Source organism: Hafnia paralvei (assembly GCF_020150375.1).
Lineage (GTDB): Bacteria > Pseudomonadota > Gammaproteobacteria > Enterobacterales > Enterobacteriaceae > Hafnia > Hafnia paralvei.
On the sequence record NZ_CP083737.1, the window covers coordinates 645,816 to 667,410 of the forward strand.

Annotated in this window: 26 protein-coding genes; 5 read left to right on the plus strand and 21 right to left on the minus strand. The window is 50.5% G+C overall.

All coding sequences use genetic code 11. The features are described 5' to 3' along the window. Nucleotides 1-71: 71 nt before the first annotated feature. The 3 genes from K9N75_RS02955 to K9N75_RS02965 all read right to left on the minus strand — a co-directional run bounded on the left by K9N75_RS02955 (nucleotide 72) and on the right by K9N75_RS02965 (nucleotide 1,902). Nucleotides 72-761, minus strand: coding sequence for a helix-turn-helix transcriptional regulator (locus tag K9N75_RS02955; RefSeq protein ID WP_004093744.1), 690 nt, complete (start codon nucleotides 759-761; stop codon nucleotides 72-74). Nucleotides 762-786: 25 nt separating this feature from the next. Then, nucleotides 787-1,197, minus strand: coding sequence for a GNAT family N-acetyltransferase (locus K9N75_RS02960; protein WP_008814895.1), 411 nt, complete (start codon nucleotides 1,195-1,197; stop codon nucleotides 787-789). Nucleotides 1,198-1,527: 330 nt separating this feature from the next. After that, on the minus strand, nucleotides 1,528-1,902 hold the full coding sequence (locus K9N75_RS02965) for a GIY-YIG nuclease family protein (protein WP_008814896.1): 375 nt from the start codon (nucleotides 1,900-1,902) through the stop codon (nucleotides 1,528-1,530). A gap of 68 nt (nucleotides 1,903-1,970) precedes the next feature. Here K9N75_RS02965 and K9N75_RS02970 point away from each other — a divergent pair, with 68 nt between their 5' ends. Both K9N75_RS02970 and K9N75_RS02975 read left to right on the plus strand, forming a co-directional pair. Continuing rightward, the gene (locus K9N75_RS02970; protein WP_008814897.1) at nucleotides 1,971-2,405 is read left to right on the plus strand and encodes a YhbP family protein; all 435 of its coding nucleotides are present in this window, start codon (nucleotides 1,971-1,973) and stop codon (nucleotides 2,403-2,405) included. A 122-nt stretch (nucleotides 2,406-2,527) separates the two neighbouring features. Next, a complete protein-coding gene (locus K9N75_RS02975) occupies nucleotides 2,528-3,157 on the plus strand; it encodes an NAD(P)H-binding protein (RefSeq protein ID WP_004093761.1) in 630 nt (209 codons plus the stop codon). On the opposite strand, the gene phnP is transcribed toward K9N75_RS02975, so the two are convergent. The 14 genes from phnP to phnC form a co-directional block, all read right to left on the minus strand. After that, nucleotides 3,142-3,930 (minus strand): phosphonate metabolism protein PhnP, encoded by a 789-nt coding sequence (phnP, locus tag K9N75_RS02980; protein WP_130995723.1) that lies wholly within the window; start codon nucleotides 3,928-3,930, stop codon nucleotides 3,142-3,144. The two genes, K9N75_RS02975 and phnP, sit on opposite strands and share 16 nt — an antisense overlap. A gap of 2 nt (nucleotides 3,931-3,932) precedes the next feature. Beyond that, the gene (phnO, locus tag K9N75_RS02985; RefSeq protein ID WP_224452211.1) at nucleotides 3,933-4,376 is read right to left on the minus strand and encodes an aminoalkylphosphonate N-acetyltransferase; all 444 of its coding nucleotides are present in this window, start codon (nucleotides 4,374-4,376) and stop codon (nucleotides 3,933-3,935) included. Nucleotides 4,377-4,391: 15 nt separating this feature from the next. Further along, a complete protein-coding gene (gene phnN / locus K9N75_RS02990) occupies nucleotides 4,392-4,955 on the minus strand; it encodes a ribose 1,5-bisphosphokinase (RefSeq protein ID WP_061059241.1) in 564 nt (187 codons plus the stop codon). Beyond that, complete coding sequence (phnM, locus tag K9N75_RS02995; protein WP_061059240.1) at nucleotides 4,955-6,091, minus strand: alpha-D-ribose 1-methylphosphonate 5-triphosphate diphosphatase; 1,137 nt, start codon at nucleotides 6,089-6,091, stop codon at nucleotides 4,955-4,957. Before phnM ends, phnN begins: the two co-directional genes overlap by 1 nt. Nucleotides 6,092-6,103: 12 nt before the next feature. Next, complete coding sequence (gene phnL, locus K9N75_RS03000) at nucleotides 6,104-6,793, minus strand: phosphonate C-P lyase system protein PhnL (RefSeq protein WP_064575160.1); 690 nt, start codon at nucleotides 6,791-6,793, stop codon at nucleotides 6,104-6,106. Nucleotides 6,794-6,802: 9 nt separating this feature from the next. Continuing rightward, on the minus strand, nucleotides 6,803-7,609 hold the full coding sequence (gene phnK, locus K9N75_RS03005; protein ID WP_008814903.1) for a phosphonate C-P lyase system protein PhnK: 807 nt from the start codon (nucleotides 7,607-7,609) through the stop codon (nucleotides 6,803-6,805). Further along, nucleotides 7,606-8,454, minus strand: coding sequence for an alpha-D-ribose 1-methylphosphonate 5-phosphate C-P-lyase PhnJ (locus K9N75_RS03010; RefSeq protein ID WP_008814904.1), 849 nt, complete (start codon nucleotides 8,452-8,454; stop codon nucleotides 7,606-7,608). Before K9N75_RS03010 ends, phnK begins: the two co-directional genes overlap by 4 nt. Then, complete coding sequence (locus K9N75_RS03015; protein ID WP_039187897.1) at nucleotides 8,447-9,532, minus strand: carbon-phosphorus lyase complex subunit; 1,086 nt, start codon at nucleotides 9,530-9,532, stop codon at nucleotides 8,447-8,449. Before K9N75_RS03015 ends, K9N75_RS03010 begins: the two co-directional genes overlap by 8 nt. Further along, nucleotides 9,516-10,115: a phosphonate C-P lyase system protein PhnH gene (gene phnH, locus K9N75_RS03020; protein WP_114444967.1), complete on the minus strand. Its 600-nt coding sequence runs from the start codon at nucleotides 10,113-10,115 to the stop codon at nucleotides 9,516-9,518. Before phnH ends, K9N75_RS03015 begins: the two co-directional genes overlap by 17 nt. Further along, the gene (gene phnG / locus K9N75_RS03025; RefSeq protein ID WP_008814907.1) at nucleotides 10,115-10,588 is read right to left on the minus strand and encodes a phosphonate C-P lyase system protein PhnG; all 474 of its coding nucleotides are present in this window, start codon (nucleotides 10,586-10,588) and stop codon (nucleotides 10,115-10,117) included. Before phnG ends, phnH begins: the two co-directional genes overlap by 1 nt. Further along, nucleotides 10,589-11,314 (minus strand): phosphonate metabolism transcriptional regulator PhnF, encoded by a 726-nt coding sequence (gene phnF / locus K9N75_RS03030; protein WP_004093784.1) that lies wholly within the window; start codon nucleotides 11,312-11,314, stop codon nucleotides 10,589-10,591. It abuts the gene before it with no gap. A gap of 18 nt (nucleotides 11,315-11,332) precedes the next feature. Next, nucleotides 11,333-12,127 carry a phosphonate ABC transporter, permease protein PhnE gene (gene phnE, locus K9N75_RS03035; RefSeq protein WP_008814908.1) on the minus strand — a complete coding sequence of 265 codons (795 nt, stop codon included), beginning with the start codon at nucleotides 12,125-12,127 and terminating at the stop codon, nucleotides 11,333-11,335. Nucleotides 12,128-12,210: 83 nt separating this feature from the next. Then, nucleotides 12,211-13,227: a phosphonate ABC transporter substrate-binding protein gene (phnD, locus tag K9N75_RS03040; RefSeq protein WP_096079999.1), complete on the minus strand. Its 1,017-nt coding sequence runs from the start codon at nucleotides 13,225-13,227 to the stop codon at nucleotides 12,211-12,213. A gap of 35 nt (nucleotides 13,228-13,262) precedes the next feature. Beyond that, a complete protein-coding gene (phnC, locus tag K9N75_RS03045) occupies nucleotides 13,263-14,066 on the minus strand; it encodes a phosphonate ABC transporter ATP-binding protein (RefSeq protein ID WP_004093798.1) in 804 nt (267 codons plus the stop codon). 132 nt (nucleotides 14,067-14,198) lie between these two features. Here phnC and K9N75_RS03050 point away from each other — a divergent pair, with 132 nt between their 5' ends. Then, on the plus strand, nucleotides 14,199-14,336 hold the full coding sequence (locus K9N75_RS03050; protein ID WP_193763741.1) for a hypothetical protein: 138 nt from the start codon (nucleotides 14,199-14,201) through the stop codon (nucleotides 14,334-14,336). Here the strand turns inward: K9N75_RS03050 and nrdG are convergent. From nrdG to K9N75_RS03065, 3 genes are all read right to left on the minus strand, one after another. Further along, nucleotides 14,328-14,792, minus strand: coding sequence for an anaerobic ribonucleoside-triphosphate reductase-activating protein (gene nrdG / locus K9N75_RS03055; RefSeq protein ID WP_020303460.1), 465 nt, complete (start codon nucleotides 14,790-14,792; stop codon nucleotides 14,328-14,330). The genes K9N75_RS03050 and nrdG overlap by 9 nt on opposite strands. A gap of 188 nt (nucleotides 14,793-14,980) precedes the next feature. Then, nucleotides 14,981-17,119 (minus strand): anaerobic ribonucleoside-triphosphate reductase, encoded by a 2,139-nt coding sequence (gene nrdD, locus K9N75_RS03060; RefSeq protein WP_039187898.1) that lies wholly within the window; start codon nucleotides 17,117-17,119, stop codon nucleotides 14,981-14,983. A gap of 392 nt (nucleotides 17,120-17,511) precedes the next feature. Beyond that, entirely contained in the window at nucleotides 17,512-18,204 is a 693-nt protein-coding gene (locus tag K9N75_RS03065; protein ID WP_061059235.1) for a pirin family protein, read from the minus strand. A 110-nt stretch (nucleotides 18,205-18,314) separates the two neighbouring features. On the opposite strand from K9N75_RS03065, the gene K9N75_RS03070 reads away from it, so the two are divergent. Beyond that, the gene (locus tag K9N75_RS03070; protein WP_008814912.1) at nucleotides 18,315-19,208 is read left to right on the plus strand and encodes a LysR family transcriptional regulator; all 894 of its coding nucleotides are present in this window, start codon (nucleotides 18,315-18,317) and stop codon (nucleotides 19,206-19,208) included. Nucleotides 19,209-19,237: 29 nt separating this feature from the next. After that, nucleotides 19,238-20,089, plus strand: a complete 852-nt coding sequence (locus K9N75_RS03075) for a DMT family transporter (protein ID WP_008814913.1) — start codon at nucleotides 19,238-19,240, stop codon at nucleotides 20,087-20,089. 48 nt (nucleotides 20,090-20,137) lie between these two features. Here K9N75_RS03075 and sstT read toward each other — a convergent pair whose 3' ends face one another. Next, nucleotides 20,138-21,379, minus strand: coding sequence for a serine/threonine transporter SstT (gene sstT, locus K9N75_RS03080; RefSeq protein WP_008814914.1), 1,242 nt, complete (start codon nucleotides 21,377-21,379; stop codon nucleotides 20,138-20,140). Between the last annotated feature and the right edge of the window lie 216 nt (nucleotides 21,380-21,595).

Genomic DNA, 21,595 nt, shown 5'->3' on the forward strand with positions numbered 1-21,595 from the left:
GCCTTTTATGGTTTATTCCCGTCATATTTAAAGTTGCATATGGGGTACCTACAACTTAAATTATTTAGGGTTTAGATAAACTGAATTCCCTTTGCTACCAGTCTGTCAGGAATATAGTTGTCCAATTGCTCAAATTGACAGAATTCCTCAAATTGCTGCTGTGTATGGACGTCACATTTTTGATAAATCGTATAGATTCTGTTTTCTATTGTTTTGGTGCTGATGTTATATATTTTTGCAATCTCTTTCACTGAAAGCCTTTGTAGCATTAGGAATATAACGTCGAGCTCCGCACGGGTAAAAGTCTCACTATTAGTTTCGGTGGTTAGAATACTTGGCTTTTGATGATTTATATATTTAAGCGGCGATAAGCTATTAAGCGGTTTGGCGTTCCACATCACACCAATTAATTCTTTTTTATCATTATAAATGGGCAGCTTCTCGCTAATAAATGGCATGAGGAAATCTTTCCCATACCAATAATGCGTTTCTATTACGGTAACGCGATCTTGAGATTCCTCAGTTCTTTTATCATGCTCGATAAATTCAGGTGAGAATTCAGCCCAATGAGCAGGAAACTCATTGTCCAGCTTACCTTCAATATCAAAGTCTAATGGCGTATTGGTATAGAGATAAGCCGCTTTGTTCATATAGATATGGCGGGATTGGCGATCTTTAATGCCCCATGGCTCACTCAGGTGTTCCATCATGGCAATGAGGCCCTTGAAATAAATTTCATTATTCTTTTCGGGCAAATCCATTTCAACCTCACCGCGCAACGAAGGGTTAAATTTCTTTAGCTAGGTAGTGTCGTGTGAATTTTTTTGCATAACCGTCTAAATTACCATAAACGCGATAGCCTAATTTTTCATAAAATCCTCTGGCCTGAAAATCGAAAGTATCAACATAAGCCATATGGCAACCGCGTTTTGATGCTTCTGCCTCCGCTCTTACCATTAACTGACGGCCATATCCGCATTTACGATATTTATCGCTAACCCAAAGATATTGAACTTCAAGCCCTCCCCACCACGTTCTTGCTACCAGCCCGCCAACGATTTCTCCATTATCGTCGGTAACGGTCAAAAATAATGGATGGATATCGACGGCTTCGGTTTTGCTGTTATGAGCCCAAAGACTGTCAATCACATACTCTTCATCCTGTGGGTTTGGTGCATCCGTAACATTGATCTTCATTATGAAATATACCCTTGCATGTGAATAATTAAATACGAAACTAATTAATTAAATTAAACCACGTTTAATATCACTTTCCTTAACGTGTTACAAGAGTGGTTTTCACCCGTTCCTACAAGGGACAAAAGTGTCTATATTGACTGTGACAGAGTTAAAAGAAACCAGCTTAACTTATAAAAGTTATCTGCTAGGGCTGCTCTGTCTGGAAATGCTGATTTCGCCTCACCAGGGCACCGCTAAAAAAGAATAACGAGAACGTATGACTTCACCAGTAGAGCAAATGCAAATTGCCGAAGTGGAGTAGGTTGTTTACGTCTTGATTTATAAGATTTATTGCTTAGTTGTTTGTTTTGCAGACAGTTGCGTTGAACTAAGACGTCTGCCTGAAACTGCCGATTTACCGCTCAAGATAGCTTCTAACCATACTTCTAGTAATGCTGGTTTTTCAGCAACCAATCTTTCTTTCTGCTTTTTATTCAGTTGCTTAATCCGATGTTCTAGCCGCAACGCCTGTCCTTGTTCACCGACTAAGTCGCTGAATGCCAGCTGCAGCGGTCCTTTGCCGCGCAATGCTTTGGCTCCTCGCCCTGTTTGATGCTGCTGATACCGGCGCTCCACGTCGGTGGTAATACCGGTATAAAGCGCACCAGAAGCGGTTCGGATTAGATAGAGATACCAGAGGGTTTCGTGCGGTTCAGTGGTCATTAGGGTAAGGCCAATTAACGTCTTTATGGCATTATACCCTCCATCAAAGGATCTTGTGAGGCCAACGAATGACAACCGATAAAGAGCATATTTGCCGCTTTTTGAATGCTCAGCATGTGCTCACGCTAGCGACCTGTTGGGAAGGCGAGATGTGGTGCGCTAACTGCTTTTATGTGTTTGATGAGGTGCGGATGGCGCTCTATTTTATGACTGAAACCCGCACGCGCCATGGTGGGATGCTGCTCAATAATCCTAAGGTTGCTGGCACCATCGCACACCAAACTAAAACCATTGCGCTGATTCGTGGCCTACAATTCTCTGGCGAGGCGGTTCAATTGCAAGGGGAAGAGGAACAGCGCGCGCGTAGTCTCTATTATCAACAGTTTCCGGCTGCGAGGCTCATGTCTGCGCCGGTGTGGCAGCTTTCGCTTCATCAGATCAAAATGACGGACAACAAACTGGGTTTTGCTAAGAAAATTCACTGGGAGAGGGATCCCGAATAAGAATAATCCAGCTTCATCGGTTTAGATGTCACAATACTTAGATATGTATCACTGAAACTTAATGTCTGAAGTTCATACCCTCTGCTTTTCTAGCGTTATACTCAAGAGAGGGAGGATAACGGATGAAAACTTTATTGTTAGGCGCGACCGGTTTGGTCGGAAGTGAACTACTCAAACTTCTAGAGCAAGATCCGGGCATCAGCAAGATATATGCCCCAACGCGGAAGCCACTGCCGCCATCAGAAAAACTGGTGAATCCAGTTGCAGACGATCTCTGTGCCACGATGGCAACATGGACGACCCCGATCGATATCGCGTTTTGCTGTTTAGGCACCACGCGCAAAGATGCTGGCAGTGATGCTGCGTTTCGCTACGTTGATTATACGTTGGTCGTTGAATGTGGCTCTGTGGCGTTGAAAAATGGTTGTCAGCACTATGTGGTGGTGAGCGCGTTAGGTGCGAATCCACAGTCATCATTCCTTTATAGCCGCACTAAAGGGGAAATGGAAAAGGCGCTGGAGCTACAGGCGTGGCAATTCTTAACGATTTTGCGTCCTTCGATGCTACAGGGCGGACGCTCAAAACCACGACTGTTAGAACAGATTTCGGAGCCTATCTTTAAGCTGCTACCTGAAAAGTGGAAGGCGGTTGAAGCCTCGGCCGTTGCCATGGCGATGCTGAAATCAGCGCGTAATCCACCACCGTATCGTTTGCAGATTATTGAATCCGAGCAGATTCAAAAATACGCGTAGTCATACCCGTCAGCTTTTGCGGTCAGCGTTAACCCATCTCTGGCCGCTTCAATCCCCTTGGGTAGCGCATTTTCCATCATCCATAAATCGAACTGATGACTAATATGTGTCAGCCATATTTTCTGGCAGCCAATTTCTTTCTGTAATTCAACCACTGTATTGAGGTCGTTATGATTTTTCGGGGTGAAAGCCCGCGGCTCATGGCTACAATCGATAATGATGATTTCCGGTGGCTGGTGGCGTAAGACGTTTAACGTTGACTCGGGTAATCCGGCAGTATCTGTCAGATAGGCAATGCGGCGATCGGGCGTTGCCAGAAGATAGCCAAATGTCAGCTTGGAGTGATTGAGCGGCAGCGGCGTCACCTGCAACTCCTGTAAATAAAATGGCTCAAATGCGTTCAACCGATGGTTAAAATCAAGCATCCCCGGGTGTTTGAATAAATCGTCGCAGCCCAGTTCATCTGGGGGGCCATAAACTGGAATGGCCGCCCCCATTCCCCAACGTAAAGGAAATAATCCTTGGACATGATCCATATGATAATGCGTCAGCAGAAATTGGCTAATTTGTGTAGGCGTGAAACGTTCAGTGAGATCGTGTAAGCCGGCATCAAGCAGCGTGAGCGCGCCGTTATATTCCAGCATCGCGCTACAGGGTTTTCGTCGATAAGACGGTTGCTGCTGGGCTCGCAGGCAGGCTGCACATTCGCAGCCAAAGGCTGGAACCTGTTGTGCACCGCCGGTGCCTAAAAACGTCAGCTTGAGAGTGCTCATTGCTACAGCTCCGACAACGGCTTAACGAAACGGAAGTGGGTATGTAGATAGCCCTCACGCAGATAAAAACGGTGGGCGTCGTGGCGTGTCGCGCGGGTAGACAGCTCGATCTGCTCTGCACCTAATTCACAGGCGATATTCTCCGCCCAGCGCAATAGCGCTTTTCCAACACCAGCGCCGCGAGCCTGCGGTGAGATAACCAGTTCTTGAATTTCAGCAATCCAGTTCACATGGTGCAAATGGTATTGCAGATGGATACCGATAAAACCCAGTATCTCATGACCTTGCGTGGCTAAGGTGTAATGCACATGTGGATTAGCCAAATTCATCGCATAGCCTTTGGCGAAGGCGACGGAATCAAATTCACACTGTTCCAGTTCGCAAATTAACCGGTAAACGGCGGCTTCATCCAACGCGGTGGCGGGGCGTAAAATAATGTCAGACATGAAAGAGCCTCTAATTTATGCTGAAACGGATACGGGCGTCGTTTCAACCATCAAGCGTAAAAAAGCCTGAACCGTGTGGGACAAGCCATCATTATTGTTCAAATAGTAGCAACCCGCGTTTTCAGCTAGCTGATAATCTCTCGCTCGCTGTAAACGTTGCTCAATTTGCTGAGGAGTTTCACGTCCTCGAGCCTGTAGCCGTTGACGGAGTATGTTAGGAGAAACTTGTAAGCAAACCGCCAGCATAGCGTTACCGTAGCGTTCACGTGCGAAAGGAAGATGGGCACGTGAGCCGTTCACCACCACGTTAATCCCCTGTGCCAACCACTGATCGATTTCGATTCCCAGTGCATAGTAGTGCTGGTTAGCCTGCCAGTTTAGCGCGAAAAGCCCTTGGCTCCGGCGTTGCATAAATTCGGTTTCACTCAGCTCAATATGGTTTTCAGAGCCTGCATTGCAGGCTCGAGTGATATAGCGATGCGCAACCAGCAGTGGGATGGTTTGCTGCTGGCGTAGCGCCTGCAGCAAACTGTCTTTACCCGATCCCGATGCGCCAACCAGATAAATTAATTTTCCCATCAGAATACCCGTATGCCTTCGCGCCAGACATGATTGACATGAACGTGCTCGCCATGACGCTGTGCTAACACCAGATCGGCTCTTTTGCCTTCAGCCAGTATGCCACGGTCGGATAACCCGAGGGCTTTGGCTGGGTTACGCGTCACTAAGGATATAGCCTGCGGCAGCGTAAACGCATTGCTGTCGCAGGCTGCTACGCTGAATGCGGCATCAAGCAGGCTTGCGGGGTAGTAGTCAGAAGAGAGGATATCCAGCACGCCCAATGAGGCGAGCTCGTGAGCGGCGACATTCCCAGAATGCGAGCCACCACGCACGATATTGGGGGCTCCCATCATGACCTGTAAACCGCGCTGGTGTGACGCATGCGCGGCTTCGGCGGTAGTCGGGAATTCGGCTATCACGCTGCCCAGTTTATGTGATTCGTCTGCGTGCGCCTCGGTGGCATCATCATGGCTGGCAAGTGCGATACCTCGTGAGCGACAAAGCTCAGCAATGGCATGTCGATTAGGCTGTGACCAACGCTCGGCGTTTTCCAACTGCTCGCGTTCATAGGTATCCATCTGCTCATCGCTGAGATGATATTTGCCTTGGAAATATTCGCGGTATTTTTGCGGATTGACGAACTGACGCTGGCCGGGGGAGTGATCCATCAGCGAAACCAGAGAGACGCCACGTTTCTCAATCAACTGTTGAAGCAGCGGCAACGTACTGTGATGCGGAAGTTCACAACGCAGGTGCAGACGATGCTCAGCACGATTCACTCCGCGTTGCTGGCTATCGATCACTGCGTTGATCATCTTTTCCAGATTGTCTAAACGGTCGCCGCCGTCGCGTACATCACCGAGCGCCACCGCATCGAGTACGGTAGTAATGCCGCTGGAAACCATTAATGCATCGTGGCTGCTCATGGCTGAATGCGCTGGCCAACTGACTTTGGGGCGCGGAGTAAAAAACTTATCGAGATTATCGGTGTGCAATTCAATTAGCCCAGGTAGAAGCCAGCCACCGTTGCCGTCTAGCGCTTCGGGTAAACGACTATCGCTGTCGGCAACGGTGCGGATCACGCCATCTTGAACCTCGATCGAACCCGTAACCACTTCGTTTTCCAGCACCAGTTTGACGTTATTAATGATCATGGTTTTGCTCCGCTATTCAGTCATCACATGCAGACGATCTGCTACGTGATTGCGTACGGCTTCATCGTGGAAAATACCCACAATGGCAGCCCCACGCGCTTTGGCTTCGTCAATCAGGCTTACAACAGCCGCGCTGTTGGTGGTGTCCAGCGATGCGGTGGGTTCATCAAGTAATAAAATGGGGTAATCGACGACAAATCCCCGCGCGATATTTACCCGCTGTTGTTCACCGCCGGAAAAGGTAGAGGGCGCTAAGTGCCACAGGCGTTCGGGGACGTTGAGGCGAGTTAACAGAGCGGCGGCTTTTTGCTCGCAGGCTTGGCGTTCAAAGCCAAGCTCCAGCATGGGCTGCATAACCACCTCTAAAGCGCTAATCCGCGGGATCACGCGTAGAAACTGGCTTACCCAGCCAATGGTTTTGCGGCGTACCGCAAGAATTTGTCGTGCCGGAGCCTGAACCATATCCAGCCATTCGCCTTGATGATTCACCCAGATGCTGCCCTCGTCAGGAAGATAATTGGCGTAGAGTGAACGCAATAGCGTTGATTTTCCGCTGCCTGAGTGGCCATGCAACACTACACATTCGCCAGAGTGAACCTCTAATGATGCGCCCGCTAGCACTGGCAAATGGATGCTATTCTGATGATGCAACACGAAGGTTTTACTCAGGTTTTCAACGCGTAAGCGTGTCGTTGTAGTCATAATTTTCGCTCAGTTTTGTAAGACAGAAGAAACCAGCAGTTGGGTATAGGGATGGTGCGGATCGTCAAGCACACGATCTGTCAGACCACTTTCCACCACTTTTCCCTGCTTCATCACAAGAAGACGGTGTGCTAGCAGACGCGCAACGCCAAGATCGTGGGTGACGATCACCACCGCAAGTTGCAGATCCACCACCAGCGTGCGCAGGAGATCCAACAAACGAGCTTGAACAGAAACGTCGAGCCCGCCGGTGGGCTCGTCCATAAACACCACGCGTGGATGCGTCACCAGATTGCGTGCAATTTGCAGACGCTGCTGCATACCGCCAGAAAAGGTGGTAGGCAGATCGTCGATGCGGGTTGCTGGGATCTCTACGTCTTCTAGCCAGCGCATCGCTTCCGCACGGATATTGCCGTAGTGCCGTTGTCCCACGGCCATCAGGCGCTCGCCGATATTGCCACCGGCTGATACGTGGGGGCGTAAACCATCGAGAGGATGTTGATGTACCACGCCCCATTCGGTACGTAACAGACGCCGGCGATCGCTTTCGCTCATGGCATATAAATCGCGTACGCCTTGAGTACTTAGGTAACGAATGCTGCCTTGTTGTGGCGTGAGTCGGGCTGAGATCGCTTTAAGCAGCGTTGTTTTTCCTGAGCCTGATTCACCGACGATCCCCAGCACTTCTCCTGGATAGAGATCGAAGGTGACATCGCTAAAACCTTTACCCGGCGCATAGAGATGAGTCAGGTTATTCACGGAAAGCAGCGGCAGGTCACTCTCTGGCGCGGAGAAAATCGAATCTGTGTTATTCATTGCGCATTGGCCTCACTGTGCTGGCGGCAGAAATCGGTATCCGAGCAAACGAACATGCGTGCGCCTTGATCGTCGAGGACCACTTCATCCAGATAGCTCTGCTTCGAGCCGCAGATTGCACAGGGTTGATCCCACTTCTGGACGCTAAAGGGATGATCGTCAAAGTCGAGACTTTCCACTTTGGTGAACGGGGGAACCGCATAGATTCTCTTTTCACGACCGGCACCAAATAGCTGTAGCGCTGGCATCATGTTCATCTTTGGATTATCAAATTTAGGGATCGGCGATGGAGCCATCACATAGCGGTTGTTCACTTTGACCGGATAGTCATAGGTAGTGGCGATATGTCCAAAGCGCGCAATATCCTCATACAATTTCACCTGCATCACGCCGTACTCTTCCAGAGCATGCATTTTGCGGGTTTCAGTTTCGCGAGGTTCGATAAAACGCAGCGGTTCAGGCATTGGCACTTGATAAATGATGATTTGATCTTCCCGCAGCGGCGTTTCAGGAATGCGATGGCGAGTTTGGATCAGCGTGGCGTCGGCGGTGGTTTCGGTCGTCTTCACGCCGGTGACGCGTTGGAAAAAGCGACGAATAGAAACCGCGTTGGTGGTGTCATCTGCACCTTGATCGATCACTTTTAGCGTATCTGACTCACCAATGACGCTGGCAGTTAGCTGGATCCCGCCGGTTCCCCAGCCGTAGGGCATTGGCATTTCGCGACCGCCAAAAGGAACCTGATAGCCGGGGATCGCGACCGCTTTAAGGATAGCGCGGCGGATCATGCGCTTGGTTTGTTCATCCAGATAACCAAAGTTATAGCCGGTTAGCACGTTAGTCATGTGCGTTCTCCTGACGGTCATTGAATTCCTGCTGCAAGCGATTGAGCAGCTCCAGTTCAGCTTGGAAATCAACGTAGTGAGGGAGTTTGAGATGTGAAACAAAGCCTGCGGCTTCCACGTTGTCGGCGTGAGCTAAAACAAACTCTTCATCCTGCGCAGGGCCTTTGACCTGTTCTTGGTAATCAGGAGCTTGAAGGGCGCGATCGACTAACGCCATCGCCATCGCTTTACGTTCGCTCATGCCAAATACCAGACCATAGCCGCGCGTGAAGTGTGGGGGAGTATCCTGTTCCGCGACAAAGCCGTTAACCATTTCACATTCGGTAAGCAACAGCTCACCCACGTCAACGGAAAATCCGAGTTCTTCTGGCGTAATGCTGAGCTTCACGAAGCCGCTACGAATCTCGCCGGCAAACGGGTGATTGCGCCCGTAACCGCGCTGGGTGGAATAGCCTAGCGCCAGTAGATACCCCTCATCGCCGCGCGCCAATTGCTGCAAGCGTGAGGCGCGTGAGCAGGGATAAACCGGCGGATTTCGGGTGATATCATCGGGTTCGTGGCCGTCATCGTGTTCTTCACGAGCCAGATTTTGCTGCGCCAACATGCTGAAAACATGTGGGCAGGGAATTTCTTCTGCTTCGGAAACTTGTTCTATGTTAGGCATTTCGCCGTTTGCCAGCAGCGTAAAATCCAGCAGGCGATGGGTATAGTCATAGGTTGGGCCCAACACCTGCCCACCGGGTAAATCTTTGTACACCGCAGAAATTCTTCGTTCTAGCCGCATCTCACCCGTATCCAGCGCGTTGCTGATCGCCAAACGAGGTAGCGTGGTGCGATAGGCTCGTAGTAAAAAGATCGCCTCAACCAGATCGCCGCTGGCCTGTTTGATCGCCAACGCCGCCAGTTGTCTGTCGTAGATCCCGCCTTCGGTCATCACCCGATCGACCGCCAAAGCCAATTGCTGCTCGATTTGATCGACGTTGAGTTCGTCAAACTGCGTTGATCCGCGACGCTTCTGTTCTTGCAAACGGTGGGCCGCTGCAATGGCTTTTTCTCCCCCTTTAACGGCTACGTACATCGAACACCTCCACATGAGTCGTGCGGGGTATGGCAAGCAGACGTTCTCCACAGGTAAAGATAAAATCGCAGCCTAGCGGGAAAGCGTGTAAACGTTCGGTTAATGCGTTGAGTACAACGTCTGAAATCTGCGGTGCAATCATGCGCTCTTCAAGAATTCCGGGACCGGTCAGGCGTAGCATGTGGCCGCCGCTAAGGCTTTTCACCTCAACAATCACCGTGGCGCTGGCTTCCGGTGAGACATCTTCTCCCTGTGCGAAATCATTGAGTTGCTCAGCGCGTACCTGATCATTCACAACGGTAAAGGTGGCCTGTGATGGTTCGGTGGCGAGCACTGCTCCGGTATGAAAACGCAGATTCTGGCAGGCAGTTTCCGAGCATAATTCAGGCGCTAACCATACCGGTGTATCTTGGTCGCTTAGGGTGAGCAATACGCTGGTGGTTGCACTGTTCAACGGCTGCCAGCCCTCTGGCGTGTTATTCAAACTCACTATGACACCCGGCTCGCTCATGGCTTTGAGCAGGCGGCGAAAATGGTGTTGTGCATCCTGCACAGGTAAGGTAAAGGCGGTCATCAACGTCATTAGTTATCTCCGCGAACCAGAGTGAAGAAATCTACTCGGCTGGCTGCAATTTCTTGAGCGCGCTGCTGGTGTCGTTCTTGTTGCAGCGCGGCGAGGGGATTAATCAGGTTTTCCAACAGATGTGGCGCGTGCTCCCGCTTTTGCAGTAGAGCGTCAATCAACGCGCAACGTTCGGCGTGTAACTTATCGCGCCCCAATAGATAGCTATAACCGTAGGTACCACACTCCAACTGGATAACCGCACGGGTCAGCGTGGCATCACCAAGGAAAAATCGCTGGCCGCGGGCTCCCGCGCGAGCCTGAATCTGAACCAACCCGGTTTCTGCTGAGCGGATATTTTTCCATTCCACGTGGGGAAAGTGCATGACATCCCACAATGGATTGAGGTCGTCCGGTTGGCTGTGCGCTAGAGTCGCCATCCAGCGCTGGCGTTCAGCAAGGGAGAAATGTGCATGAGTGTGTGAGGCGTCCATCTAGTGCTCCATAGTCAGTTCAATCATGTCGGCGCGCGTCAGGCTGACGGAGTATTCCGCTGGCTGAGACTGGCCTTCACGGTGATTCAAGGTACGCACACACATCAGCGGTGCATGGGTGGCAATTTCTAATAATCGGCTCTCTTTGGCCTGAGCTCGGCGAGCGCTGATGCGGGTTTGTGTTCGGCTAAGTTCACAGCCGAGATGTTGTTGAATGTAGTCGTGCAGCGATCCGCTGGTGAATTGTTGCAGCGCGCCCCACCAAGTGAGGTCTGGCAGAAAGTGGTCGATAACGCATACCGGCACGCCGTTGACACGGCGCAGGGTGCGTAGATGGATCACCTGCTGCCCTTCCTCCATACCTAATGCATCGGCGATGTGGCTAACCGTTGGGCGCAATACGGAAATCAAACGTTCGCTGGTGGGATGGCTTCCTTGCTCCAGTAAGTTCTGGCTAAAGCGCGCCTGTGAATGCAGCGGATAGTCAAAAGGACGCATTAGAACTAAAACACCGACGCCCTGACGGCGTTGTACCCAGCCACGTACCACTAATTCGTCGATAGCGCGGCGTAGGGTGTGACGATTAACGTCATAATGTTCGGCCAATTGATGTTCGGCTGGGAGATAGTCACCACACTGATAGTTCTGGCGTAGTTCAAGCTCCAACAGGGCGGCAATTTCCTGATAACGCGTTGGATAGCTGGTCGGATGTCTAGATAAGTGCATACAAACAAAGCCTCTTAATCAGATGAAGTGCTTGCGTAGACGTTGAGACATGAAATCCAGCAGGCTGACGGTGACGATGATGAACACCATCAGCGCGCAGGTTTGCTGAAATTGAAATCCGCGGATCGCTTCCCACAGCGTGACGCCGATGCCGCCGGCACCCACCATTCCCACCACGGTGGCGGAGCGGACGTTAGATTCAAATCGGTAGAGTGAATAAGAGATCCACAGCGGCATGACCTGTGGCAGTACGCCGTAAATAATTTCTTCCAACTTGTTGGCACCGGTGGCTTTTACACCTTCGATTGGGCCAGGTTCGATGGCCTCTACCGCTTCGGAAAACAGTTTTGCCAAGACGCCAGTGGTATGGATAAACAGTGCCAGTACGCCGGCGAATGGGCCAAGACCTACCGCAACCACAAACAGCATGGCGAACACCATTTCGTTAATCGCGCGGCAGGCATCCATCAGACGACGGGTCGGTTGATAGATCCACCACGGCACAAGGTTTTCAGCACTCATCAGGCCGAGTGGAATTGAAAGCACAATAGACAGGGCTGTGCCCCAGACGGCGATTTGCAGCGTAACCAGCATTTCACCAAGATATTGCTGCCACTGGCTAAAATCGGGAGGGAAGAAATCAGCGGCAAAGGTGGCCATGTTTCCTGCATCACGAAATAGGGTCAGCGGAGCCATTTCTGCACCGTGCCAAGACCAAGCCAGTACCGCAATTAGAATTGCCCAAGTGAACAGGCTAAACCAACTTCGTTTTTGCTCCGGCACTGCTGGCGCGGTGGATTGAGTGGTTTGCATTTGTTTCTCCAATTCGGTGATGTGTGAGCTTTCATCCGTCTTGCAGCCTCTGTCGAGAGGCTGCTATGAGGATTTACGCCTCATCACTGAGTCGCTGTTTTCAAACTATTCATCGCGTTAAGGGCAGAACTTAGGCGATCGAGATCGTCCATTTGAGCCTGTAGCGCTGCGGTTTTTGTCGCTTTGTCTGCAGGACTTAACCCTGCGTTGGCTTTGATCGTCTGGCTCTGTTTAAACAATGAAAGCTGACGGATAGGGACGAGCTGTAGGTCGCTAGAGGGACGGAACGGTGCCCAGCTCAGGCCCTTTAATACCTGCTGTTCTTCGGGGGTTTTGCCGTAGTTCATAAAGAAGCCATAGATCTTTTGTTTAGTCTCTTCAGGGAGATTTTTGCGCCACACGATCGGGTCGCCCGGAATCAGAGGGGATTTCCAGATCACCTTCAGATCTTTGAATTTTTCAGGTGCGGTGATCTTCAGACGATCGAGGTTTTCAGTGTTATTGGTTGCGACGTCGACCTGCTTATTGGCGACGGCTAAGGCGTTGGTTTCATGATTGGCGTTGACGGTACGTTTGAAGTCGCTGGCGGCAGTGTTGTTTTTGGCAAAAACGTAGTAACCGGGGACCAAATAACCGGAAGTGGAATTAGGATCGCCGTTGCCGAAGGTCAGATCTTTCTTCTTAGCGAGCATTTCTTGAACGTTGTTGATTGGGCTATCTTTGTTAACGATTAATACGCTCCAGTAGCCTGGGGAACCGTCTGCTGCCACGGTTTGGGCAAAGACCTGACCGTTGGCGCGATCCACTGCTTCCATTGCCGATAGGTTGCCATACCAAGCAATATCAACCTTGTTGAAACGCATTCCTTGGATAATGCCCGCGTAGTCCGGTGCGAAGAAAGCATTCACCTTCACGCCCAGCGTTTTCTCCATATCCTTCAGGAATGGATCCCACTGGGGTTTTAGGTTTTGTTGTGATTCTGTAGAGATGATGCCGAAGTTTAATGCTGGAGCCTGATCGTCTGCGTGTGCAGTGCCGAAAAGAGTACAGACGCTGAAAGCCAGTGCGGCTACGGTTTTGCAAGCTACCTTGTAAGTCATGACAACTCCATATGAAGTTTGGTAAAGGTTGTTATTTAGGCCGCAACGGCTTCGGCTTCTGGATTCGGTACGTCAACGCGGTTAACACCACGGTAGAGATGTTCGATTTGTTCACGCTGTAGATGGGCGCTTGCACCGTCGTAGAACACATGACCCTGACGTAACGCAATCACGCGTTCGCAATAGCGCAGTGCGTAATCAACCTGATGCAGAGTCACCACCACGGTGATGCCATCTTTTTGATTAATATCCAGTAGGGTTTCCATCACGATGCGGGCTGATTCTGGATCGAGCGAGGCAATGGGTTCGTCGGCAAGAATGACTTTGGCTTTTTGCATCAAGGCTCGGGCGATCGCCACGCGTTGCTGCTGTCCGCCAGAGAGTGTGGACACTCGCTGTTGGGCAAATGACGCCATGCCTACGCGGGTAAGTGCCTGCATCGCTTGCTGTTTTTGTTCTTGGGTAAACCAGCCGCAGCAGGTACGCCAAAACGGCGTAGCGCCTAATGCACCGATCAACACGTTTTCCATAACGGTAAGACGGTTAACCAAATTGAACTGCTGGAAGATATAGCCGATATGGCTACGGCTGCTGCGGATGTCTGAGGCTAGGCGTCCCTGTTTTTGAATGGTTCGTCCGAGTAATTCGATGTGGGAGTCGTCGCGACGGTCTCCGGTGATAAGGCCACTCAAATGGCGCAATAAGGTTGATTTTCCTGAGCCAGAGGGGCCAAGCAAAGCGACCATCTGGCCTTGCTGAACTTCTAAACCAACGCTGTGAAGCGCCTGCTGACCTGCAAACGTCTTGCTTAGATTCGTGACGCGGATGATCGGTGACATGGCGTAACCCCCATTTGTGGGTTGGGCGAAATTAAGTTGCGCTCATGGTGCCGTTCGAAAATGACAGAATGGTTATTTATATGTTGCAGAAATATGAATAGTTAAAGGCGGTCAGATGACAGGAATGAATAGATGAGAGGCTACAGGGCGATGGATGCAGGCCAACCGTGGCTTAAATCGAAGATATCCGTCGGTACCGGTATCTTCGAAGAGAGTGCCACTGGTGAACCATTGATGGATGGCTTTTTTATATCCGAGTTTTTAGCGTAGTTTATGGATCACTTGATTGCTGCTACCGCGCCAGATCAGCATCGGATCTTTGAGGTCCTGAACGAATTTTCCGTCGACCAGAACGTTGATCAGATCAACCACTTCTTGTTGAGCGGCGTTGAGCTCGTCTAGCTTATAGCCAGTCCAGACCCAAATGTCTTTGCCTTCACATTCGGCACGCACGCGTTGTACGAGCTTAAGTATAAAAGGCACATTTTGTGGATGCAGTGGATCGCCGCCGGAAAGGGATAATCCTTGGCGGCGAATACGGGTATCGTTCAGATCGTTGATGATCTGATCTTCCATTTCTTGGGTAAACGGTAGGCCTGAATTCAAACGCCATGTGCTTTTGTTGTAGCAACCTGGACATTCATGCACGCAACCAGAAACAAACAGCGTGCAGCGCGTACCCGGCCCGTTGACGACATCGACGGGGTAATATTGATGGAAATTCATTGAAGGTTTGCCCATTAGGCTATGTTACTTGCCGCTTATGGATTCGGGCTGCGCTGACTTTCTTGCAAAAAATCGGTTCATGTACGTGCATGCTCCGGAGCTTCTGCGCAGGCCGTATTCAAATTGGCGGAGACAATAACGCTGACTGAACAAGCCCAAAACAGAACCTGTTCAGTCAGTTCGCGATATTAACCAATCTGTCCGTTATTCAAATGCTTAACGCGACGTTTAACTTCTTCCTGCTTACCAGCGTTGAACGGACGAGCATCCGGGCTACCAAGATAGCCACATACGCGGCGGATCACTGAGACTTTGGCCGAGTCGTGATTGCCACATTTCGGGCAGGTGAAGCCTTTACTGGTACATTCGAACTCGCCGGTGAAACCGCATTCGTAGCATTCGTCAATTGGCGTATTGGTGCCGTAGTACGGCACGCGACTGTAGCTATAGTCCCATACGTCTTCCAGCGCTTTCAGATTGTGCTGTAAGTTTGGATATTCGCCGTAGCAAATGAAACCCCCGCTCGCCAATGGCGGGTAAGGTGCTTCGAAATCCAATTTGTCGTACGGATTAACTTTTTTCTCAACGTCCAAGTGGAAGCTGTTGGTGTAATAGCCTTTGTCGGTGACGCCCGGTACTACGCCGAATTCAGCGGTATCTAAGCGGCAGAAGCGGTCACACAGGTTTTCGCTCGGCGTGCTGTACAGGCTGAAACCGTAGCCGGTTTCTTCTTTCCAGCTGTCTGTCGCCTGCTGCAAACGGGCAACAATGGCAACGGCTTTTGCACGCAGCGCTTCGTCATCGAATACGTGAGTCTGGTTGCCAAACAGCGCATTGATAGTTTCATGAATACCGATGTAGCCCAGTGAAATAGAGGCGCGGCCATTCTTGAAGATATCAGCGATGTTATCGTCGGCTTTCAGACGCACGCCACACGCGCCTTCCATATACAAAATGGGGGCAACGCGGGCTTTAATGCCTTCCAAACGCGCGATACGCGTCATTAAAGCTTTCTTAGAAAGTTCTAAACGTTCGTCCAGAAGTTTCCAGAATGCGGCTTCGTCACCTTTAGCTTCTAATGCGATGCGCGGCAGGTTTAGGCTAATGACACCGAGGTTATTACGGCCTTCATGGATCATCTCACCGTTTTCTTCATACACGCCGAGGAAGCTGCGGCAGCCCATCGGGGTTTTGAAGGAGCCGGTCACTTTAACAACTTGATCGTAGTTAAGAATATCGGGGTACATACGCTTGCTTGCGCACTCTAATGCCAACTGTTTGATGTCGTAGTTAGCATCGCCAAACTTGTGGTTTAGGCCATCGCGGATGGCAAACACCAGTTTAGGGAAGACGGCTGTTTTGCGATTTTTGCCCAAGCCCGCGATACGGTTTTTTAGGATCGACTGTTGAATCAAGCGTGATTCCCAGCTGGTTCCCAGACCAAAGCCAAAGGTAACAAATGGCGTTTGACCGTTAGCGGTATGCAATGTGTTAACTTCATATTCCAGCGATTGGAATGCGTCGTAGCACTCTTTTTCCGTACGTGTTTTTGCATAGCCGTCGGCGTCAGGGATGTTCCACTCTGCGGCGGTCTGACGATGCTTTTCAAAGCTGGCGGTCACAAACGGCGCTAGAACTTCGTCAATTCGATTAATGGTAGTGCCGCCATAAATATGGCTGGCAACCTGCGCGATGATTTGCGCGGTCACGGCGGTAGCAGTGGAGATGGATTTAGGGCGCTCAATTTCAGCGTTCCCCATCTTGAAGCCGTTGGTCAGCATGCCTTTAAGGTCAATCAGCATGCAGTTGAACATAGGGAAGAACGGAGAGTAATCCAGATCGTGGTAGTGAATTTCACCACGCTCATGCGCTAGCACAACGTCACGAGGCAAAATATGCTGCGTCGCATAGTGCTTAGCCACAATACCCGCTAATAGATCGCGTTGGGTTGGGATAACTTTACTGTCTTTGTTGGCGTTTTCGTTGAGCAAAGCCGCATTGCTTTGTTCGACCAGGCCACGGATTTCCTGATTAAGACGGCCGCGTTGTTCACGAGAGACGTCACGGTCATGACGATACTCAATGTATGCGCGCGCAAGCTGCTTATAGTTGCCTGCCATCAGTTGGTTTTCTACGGCGTTTTGAATCACATGGATATCAACACGTTCGAGATCCGCCATCTGCATAGCGACTACGCGGGCGACGGTTGCACAATAGTCGGTATCATCAACGCCTGCCGCTTGGGCAGCGCGCACCACAGCTTCTTTGATTCGCTGTTCGTCAAAAGGTACCTGACAACCGTCCCGTTTAATCACTATAGGTTTCACCGCTTCGCTCCTTTTACCCGGTTCATGTGTTATCCACAGCCGAAATCCGCATGCTATAAGTCCTGGCGGACTTTTGTGGATGCTTTGTGGATAACTACTACATATGGGTGCTATCTAATGTGTTGGACACTATATATGGTATTTGTTTTTTGTGAAAGCACAGTAGTTTGACTTAGCGCAAAGATTTTTATATTCGGTAGAAACGTTATACAAACCGAGAGCGAGGTCGATTTTCTCAATGTAAACGAGGTTGTTTGCAGGTGGTACTTAGGTGGTTAATGAGGTGTGATGTGGCTGTAGAATACAATAGGATTTGTATGGGGTTTAGGACTCTTTCATTCGTCGATATGACTCTCTTATCATTTTACAAGAGAGCCACATGTCAGTTCAAATTACACCGGCAGGTCAATGACCAGTGCACGCAGTGGAGTGACGGCGGTGAGGGTTAGGTCTTCTTCATCATTGATAAAGGCACCGTCGCCGCAGGCCAGCAATTCGGTGCTATCTTGCGTTTTGTAGCTCCCATGAATCGATTGCACATAGGCGCGCGATCCGTGCAACGGTAACGTATGTTTTTCGCCTGGTTTAAGATCCAAATGATGGATCCACACTTGCTGGCGTAGCTGTAGACTGCCGTTGTCGCCTTCGGGCGAGGCGAGTAATCGGTAAGGTTCTTCAGTCAGCGTTAGGCGCTGAATCTCATCATTTTCTCTTTCAGGACAGACATTCAGCCATAGCTGCATTCGCGTTAGCGGTTTATCGCTGTTGAGGTTGTGTTCGCTGTAGCTAATGTTTCCCTGTGTCGCCAGCAAAACGACGTCGCCTGTATGCGCTTGGGTATGGCTGCCCTCGCTGTCACGATACTCAACGTCACCATCAAGAATGATATTTAACACGTCGACGCGTGGAAAGGTACGCGGCTGGAGTGACGCGCCGGGGGCGAGCACATCTTGATTGAGAACGCGCAGCGATGCATATCCCATCAGTTTGGGATCAAAATAGTGGCCGAATGAGAATGTATAGCGGGACTTGAGCCAACCATAGTCAGCGTGTCCACAGTTTTGGGCTTTTCGTTGTGTAATCATGGCGCTCAAGGCTCTTAATTATGGATATAACCATGGTAAGCGTCTGGACGTAAGATTGTTAGCCAGTTAATCTGGTCGGTATATTCAAATTTCCTGAATAGAAGGATGCTATGAGTAAAGATCGCGCGCTGACATTGGAAGCACTGCGGGTCATGGATGCCATCGATCGTCGTGGAAGTTTTGCTGCGGCGGCAGACGAGTTAGGCAGAGTCCCTTCAGCCTTAAGCTATACCATGCAGAAGCTGGAAGAAGAGTTGGACGTGGTGCTATTCGACCGCTCTGGGCATCGAACCAAATTTACCAATGTAGGCCGTATGTTGCTCGAACGTGGGCGCATTCTACTCGAAGCGGCAGATAAACTGACTACGGATGCAGAGGCTCTGTCCCGTGGTTGGGAAACGCATATTACCGTAGTGTGCGAAGCCTTAGTGCCAGCGACCCAGCTATTCCCTTTGGTGGATAAACTGGCGAAGAAAGCCAATACTCAGCTGTCATTGATGACGGAAGTGTTAGCCGGTGCATGGGAGCGTTTAGAGCAAGGAAGAGCAGACATCGTGATTGCGCCAGATATGCACTTCCGCTCATCCTCGGAAATTAACGTGCGCAAACTGTATAAAATCATGAGCGTTTACGTGGCGGCTCCAGAGCATCCTATCCATCTGGAACCAGAACCGTTGTCAGACGCTGTTCGGGTGAAATATCGGGGTATTGCCGTGGCGGATACCGCCCGTGAGCGTCCGGTTCTCACGGTTCAACTGCTTGATAAACAACAGCGCTTAACCGTAAGTACTATTGCGGATAAACGCCAAGCGCTGATCGATGGTTTAGGGGTGGCCACCATGCCGTATCCGCTGGTGGAGCAAGATATCGCGGAAGGACGTCTACGCGTAGTGAGCGCGGAATATAGCCATGAAACTGACATTATTATGGCGTGGCGTCGTGACAGTATGGGTGAGGCCAAGTCTTGGCTGCTGCGTGAGATCCCTAAACTATTGAGCCGCTGATCCTTCAGCAAATTTTTTGAGGAGTGAGCATGGATCGTCGCCGTGCGCTATGGCTAATGCACGGTGCTACCGTGCTATTCGGTATTTCAGGTATTTTCGGCAAGCTGATTGCCAGCAGTGCCGCCGTCTTGGTATTTGGCCGCGCGATTTTTGCGTTGGCCGCCATGTCATTGTTATTAATGAAGCTTAAACGTTTACCGTGGCGCGATCTCGACTTGCGCAGCGTGGGACGCCTGTGCGCCTGCGGTGCGCTACTGTGCGCACACTGGGTCACGTTCTTCATTGCGGTTAAAGTCGGTGGCGTCGCAGTGGGAACACTCGGCTTTGCCTGTTTCCCAGCGTTTGTCGCCATTCTGGAAGGGCTGCTATACCGAGAGAAATTGTCGTCGTCGGAGTATGTTTTAATACTGTTGGTGACGATAGGGTTAGTGTTGGTGACGCCAAGCTTTAACTTTGAAAACAGTGCGACCGAAGGTCTGCTGTGGGGCGTTCTATCTGGTTTAATTTATGCGATCCTCGCGTTAGCAAATCGCCACTCAGCGGCCAGCGTCAACGGTACACAGGTTTGCTGGTGGCAAAATCTGGCTGTGATCGTGTTGCTGTTACCTTTCACTTACCACGAGCTACCTCAGGTCAGTGCTATGGATTGGGTGTGGATTGCCTGTCTTGGTTTGATTTGCACGGGGCTTGCATACAGCCTATTTATTAGCAGCTTACAGGCATTAAAAGCGCGTATGGCGGCGATGATTATTGCGTTAGAGCCGGTGTATGCGATTCTGATCGCGTGGGCGCTATTTCATGAAGTACCCAGTTTACGGATGGTTTCTGGCGGGTTGCTGATTATTTTGGCCGTAGCATGGTCTGCGCGACGTAAAAGCTAACCTGAGTGAATGACCGCTCCCGTAAATAGGGAGCGGTAAACTTGATGATTAGCTCAGCTCTGGCTGCTTCGCTAATTCTTTCGCTTCTTCCGCCTGACAGGCTGCCGCGGTGAACAGCACATCAGTAGACGAATTCAGCGCGGTTTCACAAGAATCCTGCAGCACGCCGATGATGAAGCCGACGGCAACCACCTGCATCGCCAAATCGTTATTGATACCAAAGAGGCTACAGGCCAGTGGGATCAACAGCAGTGACCCTCCCGCCACGCCAGAAGCCCCGCACGCACAGATTGAAGCCACTACGCTTAACAGCAGCGCTGTCGGCAGGTCAACGGTAATACCTAAAGTATGCACCGCCGCCAGCGTTAGCACGGTGATCGTAATCGCCGCGCCAGCCATATTGATGGTGGCACCTAAGGGAATCGATACTGAATAGGTGTCTTCGTGTAGTTTCAGCTTTTTGGCCAGTTCCATGTTCACCGGAATATTTGCCGCCGAGCTGCGGGTAAAGAACGCCGTCAGACCGCTTTCGCGCAGGCAGGTGAACACCAGTGGATACGGATTACGGCGGATCTTCCAGAACACGATCAGCGGGTTCAGCACCAGCGCTACGAGCAGCATCGCGCCAATCAAAACAGCCAGCAGTTGCGCATATCCCCACAGTGCATCAAATCCGGTTTCTGCCAACGTAGAGGCCACCAGACCGAAAATACCGAGCGGTGCAAAACGGATCACAACGCGCACGATAAAGGTGATGCCGTAGGAGAGATCGCTGACCACCAGTTTAGTGGTGTCAGATGCATGACGTAGCGCCACACCTAAACCAATTGCCCAGGCCAGGATGCCGATAAAGTTACCGGTCGTTAGGGCACGGAATGGGTTATCGACGACGTTCATTAGCAGAGAGCGTAATACTTCGACGATCCCTCCCGGTGGAGTGATGTCAGTATTACCCGCCACCAGCGTTAACGTAGATGGGAAGGCGAAGCTCAACAACACTGCTACCAATGCGGCAGAGAAGGTGCCCAGCAAGTAAAGGAACAGAATCGGACGCATATTGGTGCGCTGACCTGCTTTATGATTAGCGATGGAGGCCGCAACCAGTACAAAAACTAAAATAGGTGCAACGGCCTTTAGCGCACTGACGAACAACGAGCCGAGCAGACCAACCTCAATAGCTGCATTTGGTGCGATGCTTGCTAATAAAATGCCGAGTACTAACCCGACAAGTATTTGCCCCACCAGACTACCGCGCGTAATGAAACGCATGAATCCAGACTGTTTTTCCATAATGTTTACCTGTTTCTTTTTATTGTCGTCCTTGAGCGCTAGCTCACAGACATGTAACTAATTGTGTTTGCCAAGCCAGTATAGGGAAACTGTTTAAATAAGAAACGGGAAAAGTATAAAATTCTGCTCAGCTTAAAATATTAAAACATTAAATTAACATTCATGTGTTGTTGGTAACAAAAATGGTAAAAATAGGGCGATTTTGCGTGCGGAGTA